At 47.7% G+C, this 23,060-nt stretch carries 28 protein-coding genes and 1 pseudogene; 7 read left to right on the top strand and 22 right to left on the bottom strand.

All coding sequences use genetic code 11. The features are described 5' to 3' along the window. Window positions 1-8 precede the first annotated feature (8 nt). The 5 genes from QMZ30_RS14640 to QMZ30_RS14620 all read right to left on the bottom strand — a co-directional run bounded on the left by QMZ30_RS14640 (window position 9) and on the right by QMZ30_RS14620 (window position 5,471). Window positions 9-1,157: a P22 phage major capsid protein family protein gene (locus QMZ30_RS14640; RefSeq protein ID WP_283227933.1), complete on the bottom strand. Its 1,149-nt coding sequence runs from the start codon at window positions 1,155-1,157 to the stop codon at window positions 9-11. A gap of 13 nt (window positions 1,158-1,170) precedes the next feature. Then, complete coding sequence (locus QMZ30_RS14635; RefSeq protein WP_283227932.1) at window positions 1,171-1,923, bottom strand: DUF6651 domain-containing protein; 753 nt, start codon at window positions 1,921-1,923, stop codon at window positions 1,171-1,173. A 103-nt stretch (window positions 1,924-2,026) separates the two neighbouring features. Continuing rightward, window positions 2,027-3,367 carry a DUF4055 domain-containing protein gene (locus QMZ30_RS14630; protein WP_283227931.1) on the bottom strand — a complete coding sequence of 447 codons (1,341 nt, stop codon included), beginning with the start codon at window positions 3,365-3,367 and terminating at the stop codon, window positions 2,027-2,029. A gap of 72 nt (window positions 3,368-3,439) precedes the next feature. Next, complete coding sequence (locus QMZ30_RS14625; protein ID WP_283227930.1) at window positions 3,440-4,912, bottom strand: phage terminase large subunit family protein; 1,473 nt, start codon at window positions 4,910-4,912, stop codon at window positions 3,440-3,442. After that, complete coding sequence (locus QMZ30_RS14620; protein ID WP_283227929.1) at window positions 4,899-5,471, bottom strand: terminase small subunit; 573 nt, start codon at window positions 5,469-5,471, stop codon at window positions 4,899-4,901. Before QMZ30_RS14620 ends, QMZ30_RS14625 begins: the two co-directional genes overlap by 14 nt. Before the next feature lie 172 nt (window positions 5,472-5,643). Here QMZ30_RS14620 and QMZ30_RS14615 point away from each other — a divergent pair, with 172 nt between their 5' ends. Continuing rightward, complete coding sequence (locus tag QMZ30_RS14615) at window positions 5,644-6,543, top strand: EcsC family protein (protein ID WP_283227928.1); 900 nt, start codon at window positions 5,644-5,646, stop codon at window positions 6,541-6,543. A 108-nt stretch (window positions 6,544-6,651) separates the two neighbouring features. Beyond that, window positions 6,652-7,293: a DUF4145 domain-containing protein gene (locus tag QMZ30_RS14610; RefSeq protein ID WP_283227927.1), complete on the top strand. Its 642-nt coding sequence runs from the start codon at window positions 6,652-6,654 to the stop codon at window positions 7,291-7,293. 42 nt (window positions 7,294-7,335) lie between these two features. Here the strand turns inward: QMZ30_RS14610 and QMZ30_RS14605 are convergent, their stop codons facing one another. The 5 genes and pseudogenes from QMZ30_RS14605 to QMZ30_RS14585 form a co-directional block, all read right to left on the bottom strand. Beyond that, on the bottom strand, window positions 7,336-7,587 hold the full coding sequence (locus QMZ30_RS14605; RefSeq protein ID WP_283227926.1) for a bacteriocin immunity protein: 252 nt from the start codon (window positions 7,585-7,587) through the stop codon (window positions 7,336-7,338). Window positions 7,588-7,794: 207 nt separating this feature from the next. Next, the gene (locus QMZ30_RS14600; protein WP_283227952.1) at window positions 7,795-7,968 is read right to left on the bottom strand and encodes a hypothetical protein; all 174 of its coding nucleotides are present in this window, start codon (window positions 7,966-7,968) and stop codon (window positions 7,795-7,797) included. 18 nt (window positions 7,969-7,986) lie between these two features. Beyond that, window positions 7,987-8,316, bottom strand: a pseudogene (locus QMZ30_RS14595) (KilA-N domain-containing protein); the annotation flags it as partial. A gap of 242 nt (window positions 8,317-8,558) precedes the next feature. Then, the gene (locus QMZ30_RS14590; RefSeq protein WP_283227925.1) at window positions 8,559-8,792 is read right to left on the bottom strand and encodes a hypothetical protein; all 234 of its coding nucleotides are present in this window, start codon (window positions 8,790-8,792) and stop codon (window positions 8,559-8,561) included. Between the two features lie 41 nt (window positions 8,793-8,833). After that, window positions 8,834-9,034: a hypothetical protein gene (locus QMZ30_RS14585; RefSeq protein WP_283227924.1), complete on the bottom strand. Its 201-nt coding sequence runs from the start codon at window positions 9,032-9,034 to the stop codon at window positions 8,834-8,836. A 286-nt stretch (window positions 9,035-9,320) separates the two neighbouring features. Between QMZ30_RS14585 and QMZ30_RS14580 the strand changes: the two genes are divergently transcribed. Next, window positions 9,321-9,587 carry a hypothetical protein gene (locus QMZ30_RS14580; RefSeq protein ID WP_283227923.1) on the top strand — a complete coding sequence of 89 codons (267 nt, stop codon included), beginning with the start codon at window positions 9,321-9,323 and terminating at the stop codon, window positions 9,585-9,587. Between the two features lie 397 nt (window positions 9,588-9,984). Here the strand turns inward: QMZ30_RS14580 and lysC are convergent, their stop codons facing one another. The 9 genes from lysC to QMZ30_RS14535 all read right to left on the bottom strand — a co-directional run bounded on the left by lysC (window position 9,985) and on the right by QMZ30_RS14535 (window position 16,738). Beyond that, entirely contained in the window at window positions 9,985-10,254 is a 270-nt protein-coding gene (gene lysC / locus QMZ30_RS14575; RefSeq protein ID WP_283227922.1) for an Rz1-like lysis system protein LysC, read from the bottom strand. A 281-nt stretch (window positions 10,255-10,535) separates the two neighbouring features. Beyond that, complete coding sequence (locus QMZ30_RS14570; RefSeq protein WP_283227921.1) at window positions 10,536-11,042, bottom strand: lysozyme; 507 nt, start codon at window positions 11,040-11,042, stop codon at window positions 10,536-10,538. 3 nt (window positions 11,043-11,045) lie between these two features. Further along, window positions 11,046-11,267 (bottom strand): phage holin, encoded by a 222-nt coding sequence (locus QMZ30_RS14565; protein WP_283227920.1) that lies wholly within the window; start codon window positions 11,265-11,267, stop codon window positions 11,046-11,048. 217 nt (window positions 11,268-11,484) lie between these two features. Beyond that, window positions 11,485-12,186: an antitermination protein Q gene (locus QMZ30_RS14560; RefSeq protein ID WP_283227919.1), complete on the bottom strand. Its 702-nt coding sequence runs from the start codon at window positions 12,184-12,186 to the stop codon at window positions 11,485-11,487. 52 nt (window positions 12,187-12,238) lie between these two features. Continuing rightward, the gene (locus tag QMZ30_RS14555) at window positions 12,239-12,523 is read right to left on the bottom strand and encodes a hypothetical protein (protein ID WP_283227918.1); all 285 of its coding nucleotides are present in this window, start codon (window positions 12,521-12,523) and stop codon (window positions 12,239-12,241) included. Between the two features lie 18 nt (window positions 12,524-12,541). Next, entirely contained in the window at window positions 12,542-13,135 is a 594-nt protein-coding gene (locus QMZ30_RS14550) for a helix-turn-helix transcriptional regulator (RefSeq protein ID WP_283227917.1), read from the bottom strand. A 306-nt stretch (window positions 13,136-13,441) separates the two neighbouring features. Then, window positions 13,442-14,317, bottom strand: coding sequence for a plasmid partitioning protein RepB C-terminal domain-containing protein (locus QMZ30_RS14545; protein WP_283227916.1), 876 nt, complete (start codon window positions 14,315-14,317; stop codon window positions 13,442-13,444). Continuing rightward, entirely contained in the window at window positions 14,295-15,200 is a 906-nt protein-coding gene (locus QMZ30_RS14540) for a ParB/RepB/Spo0J family partition protein (RefSeq protein ID WP_283227915.1), read from the bottom strand. Before QMZ30_RS14540 ends, QMZ30_RS14545 begins: the two co-directional genes overlap by 23 nt. Beyond that, on the bottom strand, window positions 15,197-16,738 hold the full coding sequence (locus QMZ30_RS14535; protein WP_283227914.1) for a recombinase family protein: 1,542 nt from the start codon (window positions 16,736-16,738) through the stop codon (window positions 15,197-15,199). The genes QMZ30_RS14540 and QMZ30_RS14535 overlap by 4 nt, the downstream gene beginning before the upstream one ends. A 643-nt stretch (window positions 16,739-17,381) precedes the next feature. Here QMZ30_RS14535 and QMZ30_RS14530 point away from each other — a divergent pair. The 4 genes from QMZ30_RS14530 to QMZ30_RS14515 all read left to right on the top strand — a co-directional run bounded on the left by QMZ30_RS14530 (window position 17,382) and on the right by QMZ30_RS14515 (window position 19,411). Further along, on the top strand, window positions 17,382-18,071 hold the full coding sequence (locus QMZ30_RS14530; protein ID WP_283227913.1) for a YetF domain-containing protein: 690 nt from the start codon (window positions 17,382-17,384) through the stop codon (window positions 18,069-18,071). 181 nt (window positions 18,072-18,252) lie between these two features. After that, complete coding sequence (locus tag QMZ30_RS14525; protein ID WP_283227912.1) at window positions 18,253-18,450, top strand: hypothetical protein; 198 nt, start codon at window positions 18,253-18,255, stop codon at window positions 18,448-18,450. Then, window positions 18,451-19,221: a hypothetical protein gene (locus QMZ30_RS14520; protein WP_283227911.1), complete on the top strand. Its 771-nt coding sequence runs from the start codon at window positions 18,451-18,453 to the stop codon at window positions 19,219-19,221. It begins immediately after the preceding gene. Between the two features lie 67 nt (window positions 19,222-19,288). Then, entirely contained in the window at window positions 19,289-19,411 is a 123-nt protein-coding gene (locus QMZ30_RS14515) for a hypothetical protein (RefSeq protein WP_283227910.1), read from the top strand. 29 nt (window positions 19,412-19,440) lie between these two features. Here the strand turns inward: QMZ30_RS14515 and QMZ30_RS14510 are convergent, their stop codons facing one another. The 3 genes from QMZ30_RS14510 to QMZ30_RS14500 all read right to left on the bottom strand — a co-directional run bounded on the left by QMZ30_RS14510 (window position 19,441) and on the right by QMZ30_RS14500 (window position 22,711). Further along, window positions 19,441-21,792: a phosphoketolase family protein gene (locus QMZ30_RS14510; RefSeq protein WP_283227909.1), complete on the bottom strand. Its 2,352-nt coding sequence runs from the start codon at window positions 21,790-21,792 to the stop codon at window positions 19,441-19,443. Between the two features lie 115 nt (window positions 21,793-21,907). Then, entirely contained in the window at window positions 21,908-22,327 is a 420-nt protein-coding gene (locus QMZ30_RS14505; RefSeq protein ID WP_283227908.1) for a thiol-disulfide oxidoreductase DCC family protein, read from the bottom strand. Window positions 22,328-22,516: 189 nt separating this feature from the next. Then, on the bottom strand, window positions 22,517-22,711 hold the full coding sequence (locus QMZ30_RS14500; protein ID WP_283227907.1) for a con-10 family general stress protein: 195 nt from the start codon (window positions 22,709-22,711) through the stop codon (window positions 22,517-22,519). Between the last annotated feature and the right edge of the window lie 349 nt (window positions 22,712-23,060).

Genomic DNA, 23,060 nt, shown 5'->3' with positions numbered 1-23,060 from the left:
GTGAAGAATTAGCCTAAGAGCAGTGCGGTATGTTCTGGTTTGATGTTCTGACAGCCCCATGCCGCGGCGATTTCATAGCGTACGCGACGGTACTGTTTATACATGGAGACTTCGAATGACATGTTGGTGCGCGGGTCGGTGATCATGATGCGGTCATCGGCCATATCACCCTCTTCTGGCAGTGCCGGTGCGCGGGTCGCCAGGATGATGGCAGAACGGCTGAACGCGAAGTTGGCCACAAATTCACTCACAACTTCAAACTTGATCCCTGCTTTCACATCGTCCATCAACCCCGGTGGATTAATCATGATAGATTCCCCTGGCTCAACGCCTGCGACGACATATTTGTGTTTACCCAGTAGCACCACGTTTCCAGGCATAACAGAACTAGTCAAATCAGGTTTTACCTCGGCACCGGGACCGATTAGAGGGATGATTAAGCCCCCGGCCTCAAGGTCATCACCGACAGACAGTTTTTCAATTTTTGCCCCAGATTTTTCCGCCACACCCGCCGACTCACGAAGTGTAAAACCATGCAGTTCGAGCAGTGTGCCCTGTGCACGCAGCGATGTGGTTCCCGCTTCGTTGGCTTTGGTCAGCTGCGCCATGGTGCGTAGTGCTGCACCTGCAGTCGTGTCGATGACACACTGCAGATCGCTCAGAGGGGCGCCGTTGTCGGTCAGAATTTTGCGGACCTGTGCCGTGTCAGTGAGCGTATCCTTGAAGGGCGTTTTTCCCGCTTCCCCGGTGGCACGCGAAGCACGGCGAAAGAGCTGCCCCAGGTCGACTTCGATTTCATTAACAAGCGTGCGCATCGCCTGCGTGACCTGATCACGACGGATGCCGTGATAACCAGGCCCTGACTTAATGCCCTTTTGCTGTTCGCCTTCCCAGCGGAACGGCACCATGCGCGATTTCGTGATGGTCAGCGGCACGTTATCGATAACCTGGTCACCATCATCCGGAGGAAGTTGCCCGGGCTTCACATCATCCGCTTTGGATGCAGGAGTCAGTGGAATGCGGATCGGCTGATTGAGTGCCGCGCGTTCGGCGGAACCATCCAGCGTAATAGACGGGATAAACCCGCAGAGTTCACGGGATACAATATCCAGCGACTGATACAGGTCGGGAATAAGTTGGGTCAGGGTATTAGACATTCAGTGTGTCCTGTTAATCGGTAATCTGCACACCCGCGCACGCCTTTTCACTCTGCTCCTGAGGGCTGAGTGATTCGAACTGTTCACGGGTAAGCGTATTCGTGTTGGTGTTGCCATTGCCTCCACCGGAGCCACCGCCTGATGCGCCGGTGCCTTTAAGGATCTGGTCTTTGTACGGGTAGTGCTCAACGAGAATGCCCAGCGCTTCGTCAAACCCTGCCGGTTCACCGGGTTTGACTGCACTGAATATTTTGTTCCCTTCGCGGTCAAACGCCGTGACGGTGTCACCGACCACCTGGAAGTTACTGCCAAAGCGGGCTTCCACGAGGTCAGCCGGGATACTCATCTTTTCGGCGATGAATTTTGAGCGGGCAAAACTGCCGCCAATTTTCTCAGCGGTAAGTTTCTGGCTCAGGTCGTCGCGTTCTTTAACGATCGGCGCATACTTCTCCTCAACAGCGCGGACAGCCTCAGTACGCACCTTTTCGACTTCGCCAGCATCCACCAGCGTTTTGTCTGCCAGATTTTTCACGGTATCCAGCGCGGCCAGGGCAGCAACCGGATCGGCAATACCTTCGAACGTTTTCAGTGTTGTCTCTGCAGTCTCCGCACGTTCGCGGTGTGATTTCGCCTCACCGTTCAGTCGGGTGATGGTCTGCAGCGTGCCGGGGGCATCAAAGACAATCTCTTTGCCGTCATCCTGCACGTACACAGGCTTGCCATCGTTCACGACAACATTGCCGTTCTCATCGAGTTTCAGTTTCATTCAGGTCATCCAACCAGGAGAGAGCCATCCGGCCCGTGACGCCGCGCTGCATCCGCAATTGCTGGCAATAAAAAGCCCATGCGTCTGCACAGGCCTGAAAGGATTACGCCGGGTCTGGAACCGGCTTGTTGGTAATGGGTGGCGGCATGGCGTGAATACGCCCCTGCTCGTCGGCCCAGCGGAGTTCGCTGTTGATCAGGCCGCGGCGCTGAATTTCGTTGAACAGCGTCTCGTCTGACAGCGCACGCTCTTTGTGCATGCCAATTAGGAAGTCTGCCGAGGCTTCAGCAAGAGTGGTGGCACCGAAGTCGCTGAAGATGGTGACATGGCCTCCGTCTTTTTCACCCATCCACTCAGCCAGGTACTGCAGCGCCAGCCGGGCCGCATCAGTCAGGTCACACACCATGCGCTGCAGGGCGCTGGTGCCCGCTTCGTTATCCGCCAGCGTCTGCACCACGGTGCGGTGGCCGGGTTTAATCACCAGCAGCTCCGCCCCTATCTGGCGCATCTTCTCCTCAAGGTCAAGAATGTCAGTCCGCCCCGCCTCGATAGCCTTACCTGTGTGTTCGACATAACGCAGGTCGGCATCGTCCTCTTCGGACATAATGGCCGAGGCCGCGCCTACGGATATGGGTGCATCACCGAGCTTTTTGCCAAACAGTACCGGCACGCGGGCGACGTGCAGAATGGTCTGCTGGTCGCTGCGTGACTGCCAGTGTTCGACGTTGAGCCAGGCCAGCTCCGCCAGCGGCGGCCTGCCATTCATGAAGCCACGCTTGTCACCGTAGACCGGGACAAAGGTGATTTTCTTCAGGCTGGTGGTGCCTTGCTCGTGCAGCTGCCACTCCAGCGCACCGTTAGTGGCGTTGGGTTTCTCACGATAAATACGCCAGCGTCCCGGATTCAGCACCCTGACCTGCTGAATGTCTTTCACGACGAATTCATTCTCCGGGTCACGCTCACTCACCGTCTCAACAAAGCGCAGCATGGTGAACGTCTCATGGCCGTTTACGCGTTCTGACTCGTAATCCAGCAGGCTGTTGGCGGTCACCTTCACGAAGTATGGCCTCAGGCCGCGCTGGCGCTCTTCGGCCAGGGAAAGTGGCTTATCCGCGGGCGGATGCTCCACCAGAATGCCGCAGAGACCATAAGCCATGGCCTCTTCACAGATGTCAGCCAGAAAGGAGTGCAGATTGGTGCCCTGCAGGTCAATGTTGGTGAACATCTCGCGTATGCGGGCGGGCACAACCGTCTCATCCCAGGTCACCGGGCGGGAGAAAGGTTTCCCGCTGAGCACTTCAACCGTGCGGGAGAACGCCGGAAACAACGTGGCTGTACTCAGGCGGTTCTGATAAAACGCATCCTCTTCGTTGGGCCACCGTGGCAGATACGTTTTCCCTGCCTTACGCATGGCCGCCGTACCGCCCAGCAGTGCAGAAATCATGGGCCAGCACCCGGCCATCGACTCAATTCTTGGCGATCGCTTCCGGACGTCGTTGCTCATGGTGATATTCAGTCAGGCAGAAAATGGACGGACTGTCGTGCCCTTCGGCTGGAACAGTTCGGTAATGGCCCAGACCAGCGCATCGAGGCGGTCCGGAGATTTTTTGGCTGTGGCGGGTACGTATTCCAGCAGCTGGTTCTCGAGCTGGTAGAGGTTGCCGCGATGCGCCACCCGGCCCTGTTCGTACAGCGCAGAGATAGGCTCAGCCCGGGCAAACTTGCCCTTACTGGCATGGACACGAATGACGCGCCCACGAAAGCCCGCGTTGCGCAGCGTATCTTCGGCCATATCACCGCCCTGATTGGTCTCAATGACAATGGCTTCAGCGTGGTGCTCTTCATAGGCACGGATGGCCCGCTTGGCCCAGCCGTTGGGCGAGTGCTTACCCGAATAATCCGCGTCAGCAGAGAACAGCCGGTCGTTACCGCGCCCGTAGCTGCTCGCCACCACAATCCCCGTTTCGTCACTCTCTTCACTGTTAGTTGCCTGCGGGTCAATGGCCACGACGGTACGCGATGGCTGCAGGGCGATATCCAGCGCACGTGCGCCGGAGACCATCGCTTCAGTCCAGAGTGCCCCTTCAGCGTTAAATCGCCGTGGGCGCTGCATGTACTGCGCTTCGGCAGTACGCCGGTGTGAAAACAGGGAAACCCGGTGCGACTCATTGTGCTTGTATAGCCAGAGCCAGCCGTCAGGCAGGCCATGCTCAACCGGTATCGCGTGGGTGTTTTCAGGGTACTGCGCTGAATAGCTCTGGCTGTTATCAATCAGCACGGGCAGGTTCAGGTGGTGCCAGTTCTCACCACTGCCACCCCGCAGCAGATAGCCACTCAGGTCGTGGTAATGGATGCGCTGCATGATGACCACAATAGGCGTGGTCTCGATGGCCAGACGGGAGCGAATGGTTTCGTTAAAGCGGGTGTTCACCCCGTCGCGGATAATTTCGCTGTAGGCGTCATCGGGTTTCACCGGGTCATCAATGATCAGACTTCCCTGCCAGCCTGGCTCCATATGGCCGGCACGAAAGCCGGTAACCTGTCCCGCAGCCGAGGAGGCATACACCCCGCCGCCGTATTCGGTCCACCACATGGCTTTACTGTCCGCATCGTCGCGCAGCGACATGGGCCACATGGCCTGATAGGCAGACGATTTAACGATGCTGCGCGTGGTCGACGAGTTCAGTAACGCCAGGTTGTGGGAATACGACAGGTGCATGAAGCGGGCACGGCGGTTCAGTGCCAGCCCCCGGCCCATCATGTTGATGGTAGCCAGTTCGGTCTTAGTGTAACCCGGTGGAACATTGATAATGAGGCGCTGTATCTCGCCATCAATCACCCGGTCAAGCGTCTGCTGTATGACCTGATGATGTGGCGCGACTATCATCCGGCTGCCAGTGCGCTGCTTGAAGAAGTAACGGGCAAAATACATCCCGTCCTCTTCACACTCTATACGGCGTGCAGCGGTCTTACAGTCAGCAGTCGTCATCCTCTAACATTTCCCGGCGGGCCTGCCGGTATTCCTCGCGGGAGAGCAGTTTAACCTTAACAGGGCCACCATCCTTGCCTGTCAGCGCATGGGTAGCCTGCTCGCGGAAAGCCTGTACGGCGATGTGCTTACCCAGCAATTCCAGGTTCTTCACTTTATCGGGCCACTTAATCTTCTTGAGGATGTTTTCAGTAGTGGTTTCGTCGAAATTGATGACGGTCGTCAGCACGTCCAGACCGCTCAGTGTCGTGCGCCAGACTTTAGGCCACTCGTGCACCATCTTAAGGCCACCATCATCTTTCAGGATGTCGAGCACGTCCATTTCATCGATTTCCACCAGACGACGCAGAACATAATCGGCGTCTATCTCAGTCCGTTCATTTCGGCCAGATTTGAGTCGAGCAATTTGCTCGGCAATGTTGGGTTTTGTAAGGTTTTCACAACCTGATGCGCGGGCAGTTTTTTTACTGTATCCCGCCCGTATAGCAGCTTGCGTAGCATTCAAATCGATGAGGTACTCGCGACAAAACATTTCTTGTTTGGGGGTTAGCCTTGTCAACTTAAGCCTCAGAACCAGTAATACCTTTCAACAATTAAACATGAGCATGGTCTTTCTGCCGCGGTAACCACTAATTTTAGTAGTAAACAATCTGCAATCTCATCCGATAAATATTCATTCAAGGCGTTAATGCATTCGGCTTTACCAACAAGCGGAAAACTCAGGGATTGCTATGAAAATTAAGGCGTATGATCAGAAGGCACTTAAAGAGATCCATCATTGGAAAAACCCTCAGATAGGGTGGTTTGATAAGGCTCTGAAGGTAATCAATGAACCTTTGAACGCTGCAGGTAATGCAGTGCTTTCCACACCGGTTGTGGGTGAAGCAATACAGAAAGCGGTTAAAGGACTAATTAGCGTATGCAATGATGCGGCTCAATGGTCTGTTAGGCCGGATGCTATCCTTGAGGAATATCGCTCGGATGGACACGTGCACGTGCAATCACTAAAAGACGTATCCAAACTTACACTGGAAGATGCTGATAAGACCGTCGGCTGGCTTGCTGCGAAGTACAAAAGCTTAGCTCTTGCAGAAGGTGCTGGCGCTGGAGCTGCGGGTATAGCTGGGATTGCAATTGATATCCCGACGCTGATTGCTCTAAACCTGCGAGCTATAGGTGAATATGCAACCTATTATGGATTTGACATAGAAAGGCAAGAGGAGCGACTTTTTGCTTTTAACATTCTTGCACTTTCTTCATCACCTGCAGATGCATCTAAAAATGTGGCGATGGCTCAACTTGTAAAAATCTCACAGCAAGTTGCCAAAAAACAAACCTGGAAGCAACTTGAGCAACATACATTCGTAAAAATCATCCAGCAAATAGCCAGCAGTTTAGGAGTTAAGATTACCAAAGCAAAACTCGCTCAGATCATACCTGTAGCCGGTGCTGTTGTGGGCGGTGGCTTTAACGCATACTTCACCTCAAATGTCTGTGAGGCTGCATATTATCTCTACAGAGAGCGTTTCTTAGCTGAACAATATGGCCCTACAGTCATCGACCAAAGTGTCGAACCCGCTGCCACCTTCGATCCGGACCTACCAGATGCATTGGAAGGCGAGTTAATGTGAGAGTTCCTTGGGAAATTCCCGAATCGGTCAGGCACTCTTGACAGGGCATCTCCTGTTTGTCGGTGAGCGCCTTTATTATTTAATCTTTAATTCAAAGGAATGTATATTATGGCAATAATATCGATCGACGAAACATGTCCTCATTGCATTAAAGAACATGCAATGTTCAAGTTTATAGCTGAAACACCTTTAAAGGAAAATTTTTTCTCATTGGTATTCCAGTGCCAATCATGTTTTAGGTTACTAATAGCTGAAGTTGCAAGGACTGGCACTGCAAGTCCGACTTTTCATGCTAACAACTCTGCCTTCCCTCTGATTGTTAATAAAAGCAATAAGTTCCATGTAACTGATATCTATCCAATAGCTCCGGCTATTGAATCTCCTCCAAGCACTCCAGAACGAGCATCAAAATTTTTCATTGAAGCAAAAGAAGACTTCGTACGTGGAAGGTACGAAACCAGCGCCATGAATTGTAGAAAAGTCATTGATATAGCAACAAAAGTTTTACATGTTGGTGATGAAGATAAATTAGTTCGAAGAATATCAGCTCTACGTCAGACAGGACTAATTACACAAGAAATGGCCGATTGGGCGCATATTGTTCGAATCGACACCAATGGCGCGGTTCACTCAGATGAAGAGTTTGAGTCTGACGAGGTCGATCAGTTATTGAAATTTACTGAAGTATTCCTGACCTACGCTTTCACTTTACCTGCGCTTGTAAGTGAAAAACGCGAGATCACTGAATAAACATTTATCATCGGGCGTATTGACAAGTACGCTCGATGATTGTCATTTTTTAAAGTCTGGTAAACTTTCCATCCTGCGCCAATCCCTCACCGTCGCAACAACTTTTTCAGGTGTAAGATTATCGTCATGGCTGTAATAAATCAGGTCAGAACCGTCAGGATGTTCTGTAACCGCGATGAAATTTTCAAGCAGTTCATCCTGAAAACTTACACCACCTTCAGCGCTAAAAATTAGTCTCACTAATTGAGTGAATTCTGCTTCCGAATACTCTTCGAACCTGTGCTTTAATTTCATTAATCTTCCTCTTAGATGTGGTCGATGGTATCTCATGAATTTACTTAATGCACCTGCTGTTAAAGTATTACTGTAATCCAGCTGTTGGCGTCATGGCGACGTCGAACCACTTTCTAAAGGTGAAATAGTCACGGTGAGAGGCGGTACGTCATTCAGGGGGTGAAAACCGTGATGAAGGCGGTTCATGACTTGCAGGCCTCTCCTTCACTAAATGGCAATATCCAGTGTTAGCTGCAATTGGTCACGCCAGTAATCGACACTGGCGTTCAATTCTGGCTTGTCCCATCTCCAACGCGCCATTTCTCGTGCTCCTTTACTCGCTTTCGATTTACGATCATCACGAATGCGACATGCTTGCTCAAACCTCTGCTGCTCGGACAATTCACCACGGAGTAGGCTGTCGATGTGCAGATCACACCAGACGGCGAAGCTTGCATCGCACCAACGAGCAAAGGCCACAGATAACTTAGGATGCAACCATGTGCCGCCGCCCCTGTCCTTTCGAGCCTTGCTCGTTCTTACATAACTGTATTGTGAGGGATGTAGAATTTTAGATTCTTTACCGGTGAGTGCTTGATCTTACGCACGGAAATATTCAAGCGTTTCAACCAATCGCATCCAATTATCGACTCGCTTACCGAATCGTTCAGCCACACCAGTGACGTTGATCCAGCCATCAGTATTGAAGCGAACAGCTTCGCCTTTGTATTCCAGTGGAATCACGTTCATGAATCATACCTTTTAGAAAGTGAGCCTGTTCGCACAGAAAAGCCGCCCGAGAGAGGTCGCCGCCTATAACGGCTTTTCTCAGGCTCACTTTATGAAAGGCTCTCGTTAAACACGCATGCGATTGCGCAGATTGGAACTATGTCGTAAAAAAGCCGCACCTGATAAAGTGCGGCCATAAATTTTAAATGTCTTCAGGATTGGGTAATTACCATCGAGCACGATCGAAACTGCTAGAACTTTTGCTACTCTCCATCAGTATCAATAACACTGGCATCCACTTCTACCCGCTCACCCAGAGACCAGCCTTTCTTGCCCAGTATGCGGTCCGGCGTCACGTCAGGTACGTTGAAGTAGTATGAGTGCCCATCATCACCGGATTGACTGTTGTCCTGGTGAATATCGTTAGGGCTAAGCCCCATTTCCAACAGTTCATCCTGAGTGAGGTCCAGATGCTTGGCTAATTTTGAAAGATTCATGGTTTGTCTCCTTCAACATGATTTTGGCTGTTCAGCTTTTACTACTTGTCCTTAAAGGGATCTCGCTTATGGTCTTTGCTGTCATCGCGCGTACGGGGGATCTCACCGTGTTCATTGGGATTGTCTTTTGCCGGGTGATCGTCTTCTTCGTAAGCGTTGCCCGCATTAGGTGCCGCCTCAGGTAATCCCTTGTGGACATCCCCTTCTTTCTTGCGTTGCTCATTAGAATTATGATCTTTCATAAATAACCTCACTGTTAATGTTATTTAAATGTAGGCCATATTTCAGGTTGGGGACTCAAAGTTAAGTAAATTCCAATCAAGGCCTTTAAAGAAAACCCTGAAATTAACACCCGGGAAAATAAATTGCTTTAGCATGAAAAGCAGTAACAAGAGGCATTAATTAACGGTTCGCTTACCCCTGGTAATACCTGTTATTGCTTGAGCGTCACTCTATTCAATGAGATAGTTTTCATGCAGTTATCTGTCTGTGATAAATACTGTCCAATTGAAAATATAGGGAGTGACAATGTCAGCTGAGAGCAGAATTAAGGAACTTGAGGAAACCGTGTTGCGCCTCAAGGTCGAGACCGATGTACTGCGTGAACTCATGATCAAACAGGTGGCCCTGAACAACATCACTTTTAAAGGGAAGTACGATGAAGTCCTGATTCAGATGGCTAAGGAGTACGAAGAGCGCGGGCTCGATACCGGCCGTAACCGCGCACTTCACGAAGCGATACGACAATATATCCGTTTTGATTCACCCTCGATTGATGGCAGTCAGCCAGCATAAGCGACCGGGTACCTACTACGGATAAACAACAGAGCCGCCACAGGCGGCTCGTCTGACAGAGAGTGGTACTCTACTCACCGCACCCATCATCATCGTTATCAACTTAACGTTAATCAGCCCCCGGACGCGGCTTAACTTTATCTGGTTCAGTATCTGGACGTTCAGACATATCTTCCTCCAGCACCCTCAATGGGTGATAAAAGTTTAGTCATCATGAATGACATCTTTTCATCCCTTTTGAAAAATGTGAGGAAGGCTTCGGGTAGAAATTATTCCCTTCGACGCGCTTGGCTTAAAACATCTGTGTGATGTATTAAGTAACGCCTTATATAAGCTACCTATTATCAGATGATTCATTTAAAACTAAAAACGCTTTAATGTTGCCTGATTACTGACGTCACTGGTTGCTTTGCTTACTGTCTTCTGAATGCCTGGTATTTTCAATTTCCCGTATAGCCGCTTTATCTCTGTTGCAGTTTTGAAGTTCGGTAAGCAGTTTTTCATTCAGCTCAAGACTGGCTCCCCAGGTGAAGTGCTCTGGAAGTTCAGGTACCGCGCAATCGCTCAGTAAGCTTTCAGGCAATGGTACTGCGGGTGCGCTAACGTATTTCGTTTCGGTGCGCACGCAACTGCTCATTTGCGTCATGAGGAACAGGCTCAACAGCACAGTTGTCCCCCTTGACCAGTTTCCGGATGACAACCACCCTTCGCTCGCTGTTCTCCCGAAGACTATCTTTGTCCCTCGCAGTTGCTCTTGCCAGGTCGTGCATGAGAAGTGTGGTCTGGATGACATTTCGGGTAATGGCTTCTGCAGATAGTTTTTCAGACGCTAACTGCTGGTTCTTGAGGTTGAGCAGAGTTGCTTTGACATGCTGATTGTATGCCGTGAGGCCCACTATCAGATTTACTGAAAGCAACACGACAGCCACCAGCAGAGATATATTTCTTTTACCGCAGGTCATCTTTGTTTTTCACTTCAAACAGCCAGCGTTCGATCTGTCTTCTGTTGATGAGCCCCTTTCGCCTGACACCCTTTGCATAAATCCAGCGGCGCAGTTCTTCACGCGCTCCGTTGATATCGCCGGCATTCAGTTTCAACAGAAGTTTAGAAGAAGCGAATGCGCGTGTACCTGTGTTATATGCAAAGCTGTAAAGCGCAGCGCGTTGGTAATCATTGAGAGGAACATTGACGAGAGCATCTACGCTGTTTTTCACCTGCTGCAGATCGATTCGGAGCAGGCTGTCACATTCCGAATCGGTATAGCTTTTATCCCTGATGACATCAGCACCGGTGTGCCCGTCACACACAGTTAAAACGCCCGCCACATCCAGATAAGGGGTATACCGCCGCCCTTCCAGTCCATCTGAACCGCCAAGCAATGTTGCGGCTATAGTGAACGCACCTGCCCCGGCAACCGCCAGGAGGCGCTTTCTTAGGGCAGATGAAAGAGCCACGGTTCAGTCTCTGGCAGTACTGCAGTGACACCTGTTCGCCTCGATACTGGCGAGTGTTGCTTTACGCCGGTAATACCAGTTCACGATGCAGGTAACGATGGCGATGCTGATACCCACCAGCACACCCAGTGCACTCCATTCTTCCGGGCTGAACCATGTCAGTATGCTGTGCACGATGGCACCCGCAGATGCGCTGTAAGCTGCACCTGTCGTCAGTTTGCTCATGGGGTTATGCCGTAGTGAAGTAAGGATAAAACAGGCTGCCTGAAAAGAGATGCAGTGCAGCGGAGGAAAATCTTGAAATAAAAAAGCCCCGGCGGTTTTGATATGCCAGGGCTCTTAAGCTTTTTCAGAGTCAGTGACCCATTGTTAGAGCAAGTTTACCCCAAAAAATGGAAATGTAAATAGCGGGCTATTTCATAGCTACAGTGTATATCGCTCGCTACTTAGTGATGCGAGAAATTTGCCTGTCAGCCCAGGCTTCTTCTCTGTGCAGCTCCGCAATGAGAAAGTCCAGAAGTTGTTTAACGCTTTTGTTCCAGGTATCCAGAGAGATACCGCTGGAAACCTGACACAACGCCCTGAACACTACTGCTGACGGGATACGTTCAAATCCCCGCCCGCCACAGCGCTTACAGTCCTGATAGACCGGTACGCCCTTCAGTTCGGTCTTCATCCGGTTAACTGACTGGCCCCGCCCCTTGCAGTCCTTACAGGCTGCGCGCGTCATCCCTTTACCCGCACACTTACTGCACCGCTTACCTTTTCTGAAACCGGTGCTGGAACATGCATGGCAGGGGATCTCAGTCTCCGGACTTCGCGCGTAATCGAGATAAGCGTAGATTGCGATAACCTTGATGACCGCCCTTTGCTCTCTCACACTTAATTTTGTCAGCGCCGGATAACGGCCGGATACCCTGAGGCCCACTAAAGTAAGTAACTCAACAGTACGTTTTCTGTCACGTTGGCTGAGGTTCATCTTGCTGCAAAACGCCGAATAACCCAGTGGTGCCCTCTTTAACGCCATGCCTAGCGCAGCAATCACATCAGTACCAGAAAGGTTGTCCGGTGAGGTGGCTACGCTGAGGGCATGAGGTGAGAGCGATCGAGGAGAGTGATACTTAACAACACTTTCAAGTTTCATCAGGAATACTCCGTGCCGGTAAAGTCATCCGGCACTATGAGAGCGACCTGATTCATTTTTCTGAATGACGGCAGGCACGACTGGCTGAGTGAAAAATGAATTTCTGTACAAACTTCTCCTTCGGCAATTCGTGTCTGCCCTTACTGTTTACACGGCACCACAATTCAATGAGCGCTTCACCGGTATGGTGACGGGGACTGGCCCCCTTTTTCCAGCCGATCAGCGTAGAGGCAACAACATCGAGTTCTTCGGCAATATCCTGTAGCGAGTAGCCTGAACGGCTCATGTCGGAAAGGATCCTGAACCAGTCGATTTTATGGATGTTTATGACGGGCACGCAGCTCCCTCCTGAAAATCAAAGCCTGAGTAAATCTTTCAGATTTCTGACACCGAGTTTGTTGGCACAGTTCTTTCTGTGCTGATACAGCGTCTTTGGTGTAATGCCCATCCATGTTGAATGACAGACAACATCAATGCCACTAAGGAACCCATCGATAACAGCCAGTTCCCGCTGCGACATTTTACTTCTGTCGTCGAGGGAACACTCTCGGTTCAGGTAATATTCAACAAGAAAGGAGATATAAGTCTCAGGCATTGACACATCCAGTACATGCTCCAGTTCATGAACCCGATTCAGGAGGCCTTTTTTACGTTTACAGAGAAGATCATGTTGGTCTGTAAAAATCAGCACATTTCCATTGGCTTTTCTTAGTAGTGTTAAAAATGCACTTAACCAGTGTGGAAAAAAAACATCTACTCCCATACAAATAATGGCAAGGCGATAGACATCAGATGAGCCAGCAGGCGATCTCTTCCATAACTCTCGTTCATTTTTCAAGAAAAGTGGGAGGAAATTATTTTTTTGACATTCCTCCTTTATCATATGAAAAAAACCACAATGAAGAATATTGGTCTCTCCGATTACGACTACATAGCTTTGATTACCCATCTTTTAAGGCCTTTATCGCTCAGTAATGACAATAAATACTCACATCCCGTGATGTTTATTATTACTACGCAAATCCCTTATGGGTTTCAATGCAATCGTTTACGTAAAACAAACTGCAACACCCAGCACTTACAGAATGCCTATGAATTCACAAAGAAAACCCCGTCACCCGCTAAAAAATAGGACTAATTTTCAGAATAAGTAATAGTGTCTCGTCTCATTCAATGTTGATTGCATAAGACTACGTCAATACAATGCTCACCAGCCCTGACTATCACTCAACAACCCTGCAAAATCCCGCAAACTTTACGGTGCCGAATCAAGATTTTTAACATCAGATATTCTCTTCAGAATCTTGAGATAATCATCATTGTTTTCGAGTAACCAAAGGACCACCTTTGGATTGTTAAGGAGGCTGGTAATATGGTTTTTAATAATGACAAACTTGAGTACTTCTTCCGAATATGAACTGTCAATGTTACTGACTTCCTGCTGTACCGCATTCATCTCCCGCTCCAGTTTGACAATGCTTTCATTAAGCTCCATCGTTTCTTTCTTCTTGCCGGGAGTCAGCAGTAACCGTTCCTCTGTCGCATAAAGAAGGGATTCGGCAAATTTTAATGAAAAATTTTGTAGATTAACCATAATATGTGCAACCTCAATCTGTCGAAGAGGTTTCATCTTTCTTAAGACTGAGAAAACAGACAGAGGTACGACATTGTTAGCCAGGAGATTCATTACCTCTGGTTCAACTCCTTTTGTAAGGTTGAATCGCTGTCTTATCGCTTCTGCGCTCAAGCCCAGCGCAGCACCAAGCTTGCTGACAGTCACGCCTGAATCTATTGCTTTTTTTATCATCTTGTGTTCTTGCAAAACAGTTAAACGGTTGACTTGTTTGTTGGGGGTGTATGAATCAGGAATGGTTGATACCAGGCAGGTTACTTTATCAATTGAGAGTTCGATAAGTGCTTCAACTCTCAAATGACCATCAATTATTTTCAGTATTCTCCCACCATCTTCAGGGAAAATTATGACAGGCTCAACAAGACCGATTTCTTTTATTGACGCAACGATCTGCCTGTATTTAACACTAAGTTTGATATTTTCAGGCAGTTTGCGAGAGCTAATGAGCCTGCTTACTGGAAGCTCTAAAAACTCATCATTGAAGCAGCGCTGAATCATTTTCAGTCTCCTCCCTGTCATGTTTATCCAGTATCGCATCGGGAACACTATTTAATCCTTCTTCGCTCAATACCCGAATAAAGTCTGGATTCTTTAATAGGTTAGACATTATCCGTTTGCACAACGTGATACTTTCAACGACGGTTTCATATTTCCTTAAAATATTCTTATGCTCCTCGACACTCTTCTGGTAAATATCCAGTAATTGTTCAGGAGTGATTTTCTTTGAAGTCTGTCTTTTTGTATAAGCAAGATTCGCATTACCTTTCAGCCCGGCAGAACGCATTTCCAGAATTTCTCTTATTTTGGTTACATTATGATGCTTAACTATCCCTTTATCATAAGCTTCAATAAGTATGTCCTGGTTCTCTTCGCCACTACAGCGAGCAAATTCTACGGCCATGTAAATCGGTATATCACCTGACTCAACTATTGACAGAAGTTTCTGCTCACCTCTGTTAAGCAGAAGAAGTACACTTTGCACCCAATGAACAGAGCATCCGACATACTCAGATATTGCTTCTTCACTGACACCACTCAAATACATCTCTCTGATTCGTTCATAAAGTTCATTGGCTCTGGGTTTACGCCGGGCAATGTTTTCAACAAGGCTCATGACGTAAGCATCCTCAGACGAGACATCTTTCACAATAGCAGGAACAAATTTTTCACCGAGTAAAGACAGGGATTCAAGTCTGCCCTGCCCACAGATAAGGGCATACTGATAATTTTCATCTTTTATCTTGCGTACAGTAACAGGACGACGCAGTCCAGATGAATGAATCGTTTCCGTAATCTCATCATGAACAACTTTATTCCTTGACCTCTCATTCACTACCTTGATGACGTCGATGGCAATCATTTCAACTTTTTGTCTGCTCATATCTGCGCCTCAGTAACAGTGGTACGCTTAAACAGCTCAATGAGCCTGTCAAGACTACTGAATCTGTAGAGTTGAATATGACGTGGATTATTCAACTTAAGTTTTATATCAAGGGAAAATTTATCTATTGTAGGAATAACAAAATAATCTTCAGGACATTTGTTTTCTTTTTCCATTCTCACGATCACAGTAAGGTCAAACTCTGTAGCCTTCCCGGCTTTAACTTGCCAACGCATACTTCCTGCTTTAGTCTCCTTATATTTCGACATTAGAAAACAGATGCTGGTCTCATTACAAACCTTGATCTCAGATGGGGTGTTAATCACTGTGCAATGCATTGAAGCAAGGTCATTAGCCAACGCCTCATTGCTGGTTCGACATACATCCTTAAGATGTTTATTTATTTCAATATAACTGTAGTCTGTCTTTAGCGGGATTTCAGCAAGTCGATAAGCCTTTATCAGGCTACCAAAGCGTCGAGTGAAGACGTTAGCGTTTGGCCCACTGTTTTCTTTTAATATCTTAGATGTTACACCACCTTCATCTAAATATAACTTTTTTAAATAATCGATCAGCTCTTCATCTTCATAATACTTCATGCGACGCTTGATAATTTCATTGGCGAGAGTAAATTTTTCAGTTGAAACAACAGGGTCAAACGCATTATCACAACGAACCCATTCTTCTGGAGGGTTACGCACATGTCTGACTTTTAGTTTAAATGAAACACGATTATAGACATTGTTTCCAACATATTTTTCGTTGGTTAAAATCTGCCTTACTTTACCTCTACTCCATTCACTGTTATTTTCCGCAATAATACCTTTCAAATTAAGCAGGCTTGCTATCTCGCCCTCACTGTAACCATCATAAATGAAATAGTCATAGATTTGATTAACGACTTTAACTTCGTCCTCTGGGCCGGGTATCAAGATGACACGATCAGTTTGAAGGCTTTTTCTCTGGCCTCTTTTAAGAACACCTTTGCTTTCAGAGCGCTCGTCAATGAGTAATCGCTGCAATCCGTAACCACATGTTCCTCCCTGATGAAATCCTCGCCTGACTAAATTGACTTGTCCGATGAAGACTTTTTGAGAAAGATTTTTACTGTAGCTGGCAGCCCCGTATCTCAGGACAGGCAGAGCGAGCATAGACATCTCTGGATACTCATCGGGCAAAGGATCTGCACAATAAATGATACGTACACCATGCTCTTTCAACAAATAAGAGTAATGAGCGGCTTCTTCAGGGTCTGGAAAACGACCAAACCGGCTGACATCGTATACCAGCACCGCATTTATATTAACAATATGATTCATAACATCTTTAAGCAACTGCTTCAAACCATTCCTTCCAGACAACGTAACTCCACTCTTTCCTGCATCATCATAAGTATGAGTGATAATCATGCCATGGCGTTCTGCATATTCATGGATAAATCGTTCTTGATTTTCAATTGAATATTGCTGATGTTCAGTAGACATTCGCAGGTACTGTGCCACGCGAATTGCTTCGGGCTTTCCATCTATTGATGACATGTTACTTACCCCGTTGAATTATCTCTGCTCAATCTTAAATTATTAGTCGTTCATTTAAAAAATTAAAGAAAAACCTTGAGTAAATTTCACTATGTGATCTGGCACCAATAATAAAACACACAAAAACCCAGACAATCTCCATCAGCCTTAAAAAATACTGAATCATTAACTTATTAATAATGCTCTCTCTGTGAACAGTACATAGCACTTATAAGTGCGCTTCCATACAGATTATTATACAGTGATGTCAATTACTTTGAGCACCTTGTCACTGAAAGGGAAATGAAATCATTCAAAACCACCTTCCATCACACAAATAAATTGATGTAAAGATTTTTGATTAGTTATCAATCTAAATATCAAAAAAATCTAACCCCTTACTCCGGCTTGAAAAGATAGCGACTCATACTGCAACCTTTGAATAGACTAAGAACAGCATTACATCAGTGCTAATGAATAAATCCTTACAGATCAACGAGCCACTCTCCTTATCAAGGAAAACATTTTTATTAACATAGGTTTGATGTGAAGACTCAATCTAATAACTTCACTTTACATTATCGCCACGAAAAATCATTAACAGCTTCATAAAGGATTATAATTACTGTGAAAAATTTTGATAACAACTTAGAAGGTATACCCTATGGTAGGCTTCGATTTGCATAAATTTCTGATCAACGACCAACCCTACACCTTTCTTTTCGAAGTCATCGTTCGTGTCTTTATTGCTTATGCCGTAGTGTTCATTTTCCTCAAAATTTCTGGCCGACGAGGTGTCCAGCAGCTTTCGCTCTTTGAGGTCGTGGTCATACTGACACTGGGGTCTGCTTCAGGGGATGTTACTTTTTATGATGATGTTCCTGTTCTTCCAGTTATTCTCGTGTTCGTGGTTCTTCTCCTTCTCTACAGGTTAACTACGTGGGCCATGACGAAGTCTTCCTACATCTCTACGCTGGTAGAAGGTGACGTAGTAACGCTGATCGCGGACGGAAAATACGTCTCGGCTAATCTTGACGGACTCAATATTTCAGAAGATGAATTCCTTATGGAATTGCGTCTGAAAGGAGCAGAACATCTCGGACAGATTCGCCTTGGTTTTGTAGAAGTTGATGGCCAGCTGAGTCTGTACTTCTATGGAGATGATGACGTTGTACCCGGTCTGTCCGTATTGCCGAATGAACATCGCCCCTGTTTTACCCGCATCCCCCATGACGGGCAGTTTGCATGTAACCGATGTGGTGCAGTTCAGCATATGAATGAAGGTGAACAAGGTCCTTGTCCTGAATGTGGCCGGTCAGTATGGAGCCTGGCACTTGATACATTACGCACCTGAAGCAAAGCTCTTCAATAACATTTGTATGCTGGCCTGATGTTGCTGCAGTTCTGTTGGCTTCAGCGTTCATTACAGATTTATCCGCAATTTAGCAATTACATCCCTTTTGTTTCTTAGACCTGGAACGAATTTAATTTCATCTGCCAGACTTGAACCTAAACGTTTAAATTGGAATTCAAAAATGGTTAGGTTCTTTATATCTCTCTTCAGTAGTCCGGAATCCCTTTTACAGGTGATGAGCCAGCAGGATATGAGAGAATCTATTGAGGAAGGTGACAGAATAATCATTGATGAGGATGGAAACGCTTCGGTTAATCCCTTAAGTCCCAAGGTACAGCGCGACTTTTCTCACCACGTTAAAACATTAAAGGACATCTAGATGGGTACAGCCATTTTTATGGTTCTGATGGTGTGTGGTTACTGGTACACCAGCCGGGATATGTCCAGCAGGTTGAAGATCAAACGTTCGATCGGCTGGGATGTATATTTTTTGATCGCGTTGTATGGCTGTATTTTTGTTCTTCAGGGCGTGCTCGCAACGGGGCTTGTCTGGCTGCTGTTACTTGGCGCATCTGCTATGAATAACACGTTTGCGCTGAGTGACGTGGTACACGCCCGATGGCATGTGGAATTCATGACATGGAGTTTCCTCGGTATTCAGGCCCCTGTGGTGATCATGCTGGCGTTCGCGGTACTGTTTTGTGTTTACCGATCAAACTGGGCAGGCAGTGCCCGCCTCACCGCTTCCAGTCGGAAAGACCTGTATCAGCGCCTGTCACGGTCCAATGGTATTGAACAGATGCTGTTACAGTGTATGGAGGAAGGTGAACTGGCGTGGGTAACACTCAAGTCCCGTCGGATTTATATCGGTATGATCCACGCAGCCACATTCGAATACGCCAGTACTGCAAATATTGTTCTTATCCCTATGCTCAGCGGTTACCGCGATGCGCGCACACTCAGTCTTGCTGTTGAGCATAACTACAGTAGCTGGTATCACGAACACGGGATCGATTTCACATCTAAACCTAAATGTGCGCTGGAATTTCGCAAAGTTATTATGGTTGATCAAATCGAAAGTCTTTCCTTGTTTGACCCCGCCAGCGCAAGCGCACTGGCGATGGGTACAACGAATGATATTCATCAATGACCGTTTGGCTTAACAACCAACAGGGAACTAAACTTAATATCCATCCAGCGAATACGAGGAGAACGTGATGACCGATCGTCCCGTGAAAGGCGACCAACCGGATTATAATCCACGTAAAAAATCGCCTGACAAAAATCCCAAAGATGACGAAAGAAATGCCCCGGAGTCAGGTGACAAACAGCCTGACTGACTGAAAAACCGCCGAGAGGCGGTTTTTATTTACCTGCCAGACCAGATCCAGTCTTTGACTTCAGGTACATCTTCACCATGCTCACGCACGTAGCGATGATGTTCTGCGATGCGCTCCTGTAAATCATCCAGCAACTCTGGATGGCGCTCTGCCATCCCTGGTATATGGATAATTGCAGCCTGCGCAAGATGGTACCTGTCCAGTTCATTGAGTACCGTCATGTCGAAAGGCGTGGTCGTCGTCCCTTCTTCATTAAAACCATGAACATGGAAGTTGCGGTGGTTGTTTCTCTGATAGGTCAGACGATGAATCAGGCTTGGGTAGCCATGAAAAGCAAATACGACGGGCTTATTAGTGGTAAACAGCGCATCAAACTCATCTTCTGACTTGCCATGAGGGTGCTGTTCTTTTGTCTGTAGGGCCATCAGGTCCACAACGTTGACAACACGGATCTTCAGGTCAGGTAAATAGCCCCGCAACAGGTCAACAGCCGCCAGGGTTTCCATCGTAGGTACATCCCCTGCACAGGCCATAACAACATCAGGTTCCCCTCTATCGCTCGCCCATTTCCACTCCCCCATACCGGCTTCACAATGGGCCACAGCACTCGGCAAATCGAGCCATTGCGGCGAGGGTTGCTTCCCGGCCACGATGACGTTTATGCGATCCCACGTGCGTAGACAGTGATCACCCACCCATAACAGCGTGTTCGCATCAGGTGGCAGATAGATACGAACAATATCGGCTTTTTTATTAGCAACGTGATCGATAAAACCCGGATCCTGATGACTGTAACCATTATGGTCCTGACGCCACACGTGGGATGAGAGCAGGTAGTTCAGGGATGACACAGGCTTACGCCAGCCCAGCTTACGCGTCACCTTGAGCCATTTTGCGTGCTGGTTGAACATGGAATCAACGATATGAATAAAGGCTTCATAACAGTTAAACAGTCCATGGCGGCCCGTCAGCAGATACCCTTCCAGCCACCCCTGACACTGATGTTCACTGAGAATTTCCATCACCCTGCCGTTTCGGGAAAGTTGCTCGTCATACTCTTTAAGCGGAGCCATCCAGGTACGACTGGTTACATCGAAAACCGGTGAAAGACGGTTCGATGCGGTTTCGTCTGGGCCGAAAAGACGGAAATTATCGCTGTTATCCTGAAATATCTTACTCAGGTAACGGCCAAACTGTTCTGTAGCCTGTCCAGAAGTACTTCCCGGTTTGCCAGTGACCAGTGCATATTCAGCAATATCGGGTGTAACCAACTCGCGCCTCAGACGCCCACCGTTAGCAAAAGGCGTTGCTCCCATGCGTTTATTTCCCACCGGTGCGAGAGCCTTCAGTTCCGGCATCAAAGTGCCGTTTTCATCAAACAGCATGTCAGGCTGATAGCTACGCATCCACTTTTCCAGTATTTCACGATGCGCGGTATTCTCACGGCAAGCTGACACAGGCACCTGATGTGCGCGCCAGAAATCCTCGACCTTTTTACCGTCCACTTCTGTCGGCCCGGTCCAGCCTTTCGGGCTGCGCATTATAATCATCGGCCATTTCGGAACTGTACTGACTTCTTTGCCTGTTCGCGCCTGTTGCTGAAACATTGAAATGATGTCAAAAGCACGGTCGAGAGCCTGTGCCATCTGATGATGCATGTCCATGGGTTCGTGCCCACTGACAATGATGGTTTCATAGCCGTGACCATCAAATAACTGTGTCAGTTCGTCATCTGTGATGCGCCCAAGTACTGTTGGATTCGCGATTTTGTAGCCATTGAGATGCAGAATGGGCAGAACAGCACCATCGCGTTCCGGATTCAGGAATTTGATGCCCTGCCAGCTTGCGGCAAGAGGGCCGGTTTCAGCTTCGCCATCACCAATAACGCACGGCACCACAAGGTCAGGATGATCAAAAGCTGCCCCAAACGCATGAGCCAGTGAGTAGCCCAGCTCGCCACCTTCATTAATGGAACCCGGTGTCTCCGGAGCTGCGTGGCTGGGAATACCCCCCGGAAAAGAGAATTGCTTAAACAGGCGCTTCATGCCCTCTGCATCTTCGCTGATGTGAGGGTAAATTTCACTGTAACTTCCCTCCAGCCAGGTATTAGCTACCATGCCCGGTCCGCCATGTCCGGGACCGCAGACGTAAAGCAGATTTAGATCGCGATGCCGGATAATACGGTTTAAGTGCACATAGATGAAATTCAGACCCGGCGTTGTCCCCCAGTGACCCAGCAACCTCGGCTTGATGTGTTGGGATAAGAGCGGTGACCGCAGCAGAGCATTGTCCATCAGATAGATTTGCCCAACAGACAGATAATTCGCAGCGTGCCAGTAGCGATTCAGCAGTGTGAGTTCATCAGTGGTTATATCCGTCATTGCCTCTCCTCAGCAGTTCAGACCTGCATTAAACCTAATAGAGAATGGGGAATGATGCGAATGCACTGACGCTGTTTAAAGTTCAGGAGTTCCTGACTGGACTACTCAATAAAATTCACAAAAATCGCTGGGGAAAATCAGCTTTGATGATCTGGATGTCATCGAAACGGCCAAATAATCTATACCGATTGAAGGCCACAATTTTATAAACAGAATCAGTAACGAATCGTGGCAGGAAGCGCATCACTGACAGTATCTTCCAGGGCCAGGGTAAATAAGCCATAACGCGAAAAATGGCACCGGCACGCAACCAGTACATGTCCTGTTTAACCAGAACAATGGTGCGAATGTTCTCTTCGGGAAGTCCTACAGATTTTAATATCGCTTTGCTGATGTCGCTCTGAATGGCTGAGAAACGAATGTCCTTTGATACACCCTTTCGAAGCAAAAACACGACCCAGGCATTACATAATTTACAAACTCCATCGTAAAGTATGACCTGTTTTGTGGACCTGATATAAGTGAATTCAGACATAACATGACCTCTGCAACTGGAGTCCATTTGTCAGGGTGAAGAAAGGTTTTATTTAAAGCGAAGCGTCAAAAATCATGATAGCAATAATTTTTTTCAGGGCTCAGTCTGTCAGCGTCGCCACCCCACCTGCAAACTCAGGTGGGAATGGGGATGATAACTACAGAAAATAATTGCAGCCAGAAAGCTAATTTACGCTGCGTTTATTCCACCACCAGGAACACTTTTCCTGCGGCTTATTTTCCCCCCCTTTCTTCCGGCTTCAGCCGCACGTTCAGGGTCATTTTTGAAATTACCACCACTCATACTTCCGCCTTTACGTCCTGCTTCACTTGCCCGGTCCCTGTTTACAGCAAAATTACCTGTTCCACCGCGACGAGTAGTCATAGCTTGATTCCTTCAATGTTGGTGAAAGGTAAGGATTACCTTCACTGTAACCAGCCTGGTTGATAATTCTCCTTTAATCCATATTTTCAATGCAACTTTGACTAACGCTATCGTAAATCCACATTTTGTCGCAGATGGAAAGTAAGCCGAAATCAGGCGGGATTTTCTGCTTCCCGCTGAAATTGCGGTCATTGTTCGCAAGTGAACGTTTCGACTAAGGGCGATTGAGTTTAACACTACTCCCTCATGGGGCTGCCGGCGAAGTTATATTATCAAACGGGATAGCCTTTTAGACCCCTACTGCCTGATTTGTAGCGGCTTTTTTCGCTGAATAAAGAACGCTGTCAGC

The organism is Pantoea sp. EA-12 (genome assembly GCF_030053355.1).
In the GTDB taxonomy this organism is placed as follows: domain Bacteria; phylum Pseudomonadota; class Gammaproteobacteria; order Enterobacterales; family Enterobacteriaceae; genus Pantoea; species Pantoea vagans_C.
The sequence above is the reverse complement of the archived record's forward strand: the minus strand, read 5'-3'. Positions and strand labels throughout refer to the sequence as shown.

What these genes read in the sequence shown, in the direction of transcription:
- QMZ30_RS14640 (WP_283227933.1), bottom strand. Translation starts at nt 1,157, where the DNA reads ATGTCTAATACCCTGACCCAACTTATTCCCGACCTGTATCAGTCGCTG.
- QMZ30_RS14635 (WP_283227932.1), bottom strand. Translation starts at nt 1,923, where the DNA reads ATGAAACTGAAACTCGATGAGAACGGCAATGTTGTCGTGAACGATGGC.
- QMZ30_RS14630 (WP_283227931.1), bottom strand. Translation starts at nt 3,367, where the DNA reads ATGATTTCTGCACTGCTGGGCGGTACGGCGGCCATGCGTAAGGCAGGG.
- QMZ30_RS14625 (WP_283227930.1), bottom strand. Translation starts at nt 4,912, where the DNA reads ATGACGACTGCTGACTGTAAGACCGCTGCACGCCGTATAGAGTGTGAA.
- QMZ30_RS14615 (WP_283227928.1), top strand. Translation starts at nt 5,644, where the DNA reads ATGAAAATTAAGGCGTATGATCAGAAGGCACTTAAAGAGATCCATCAT.
- QMZ30_RS14610 (WP_283227927.1), top strand. Translation starts at nt 6,652, where the DNA reads ATGGCAATAATATCGATCGACGAAACATGTCCTCATTGCATTAAAGAA.
- QMZ30_RS14605 (WP_283227926.1), bottom strand. Translation starts at nt 7,587, where the DNA reads ATGAAATTAAAGCACAGGTTCGAAGAGTATTCGGAAGCAGAATTCACT.
- QMZ30_RS14590 (WP_283227925.1), bottom strand. Translation starts at nt 8,792, where the DNA reads ATGAATCTTTCAAAATTAGCCAAGCATCTGGACCTCACTCAGGATGAA.
- QMZ30_RS14585 (WP_283227924.1), bottom strand. Translation starts at nt 9,034, where the DNA reads ATGAAAGATCATAATTCTAATGAGCAACGCAAGAAAGAAGGGGATGTC.
- QMZ30_RS14580 (WP_283227923.1), top strand. Translation starts at nt 9,321, where the DNA reads ATGTCAGCTGAGAGCAGAATTAAGGAACTTGAGGAAACCGTGTTGCGC.
- QMZ30_RS14565 (WP_283227920.1), bottom strand. Translation starts at nt 11,267, where the DNA reads ATGAGCAAACTGACGACAGGTGCAGCTTACAGCGCATCTGCGGGTGCC.
- QMZ30_RS14560 (WP_283227919.1), bottom strand. Translation starts at nt 12,186, where the DNA reads ATGAAACTTGAAAGTGTTGTTAAGTATCACTCTCCTCGATCGCTCTCA.
- QMZ30_RS14550 (WP_283227917.1), bottom strand. Translation starts at nt 13,135, where the DNA reads ATGGGTAATCAAAGCTATGTAGTCGTAATCGGAGAGACCAATATTCTT.
- QMZ30_RS14545 (WP_283227916.1), bottom strand. Translation starts at nt 14,317, where the DNA reads ATGATTCAGCGCTGCTTCAATGATGAGTTTTTAGAGCTTCCAGTAAGC.
- QMZ30_RS14540 (WP_283227915.1), bottom strand. Translation starts at nt 15,200, where the DNA reads ATGAGCAGACAAAAAGTTGAAATGATTGCCATCGACGTCATCAAGGTA.
- QMZ30_RS14535 (WP_283227914.1), bottom strand. Translation starts at nt 16,738, where the DNA reads ATGTCATCAATAGATGGAAAGCCCGAAGCAATTCGCGTGGCACAGTAC.
- QMZ30_RS14530 (WP_283227913.1), top strand. Translation starts at nt 17,382, where the DNA reads ATGGTAGGCTTCGATTTGCATAAATTTCTGATCAACGACCAACCCTAC.
- QMZ30_RS14525 (WP_283227912.1), top strand. Translation starts at nt 18,253, where the DNA reads ATGGTTAGGTTCTTTATATCTCTCTTCAGTAGTCCGGAATCCCTTTTA.
- QMZ30_RS14520 (WP_283227911.1), top strand. Translation starts at nt 18,451, where the DNA reads ATGGGTACAGCCATTTTTATGGTTCTGATGGTGTGTGGTTACTGGTAC.
- QMZ30_RS14515 (WP_283227910.1), top strand. Translation starts at nt 19,289, where the DNA reads ATGACCGATCGTCCCGTGAAAGGCGACCAACCGGATTATAATCCACGT.
- QMZ30_RS14510 (WP_283227909.1), bottom strand. Translation starts at nt 21,792, where the DNA reads ATGACGGATATAACCACTGATGAACTCACACTGCTGAATCGCTACTGG.
- QMZ30_RS14505 (WP_283227908.1), bottom strand. Translation starts at nt 22,327, where the DNA reads ATGTCTGAATTCACTTATATCAGGTCCACAAAACAGGTCATACTTTAC.
- QMZ30_RS14500 (WP_283227907.1), bottom strand. Translation starts at nt 22,711, where the DNA reads ATGACTACTCGTCGCGGTGGAACAGGTAATTTTGCTGTAAACAGGGAC.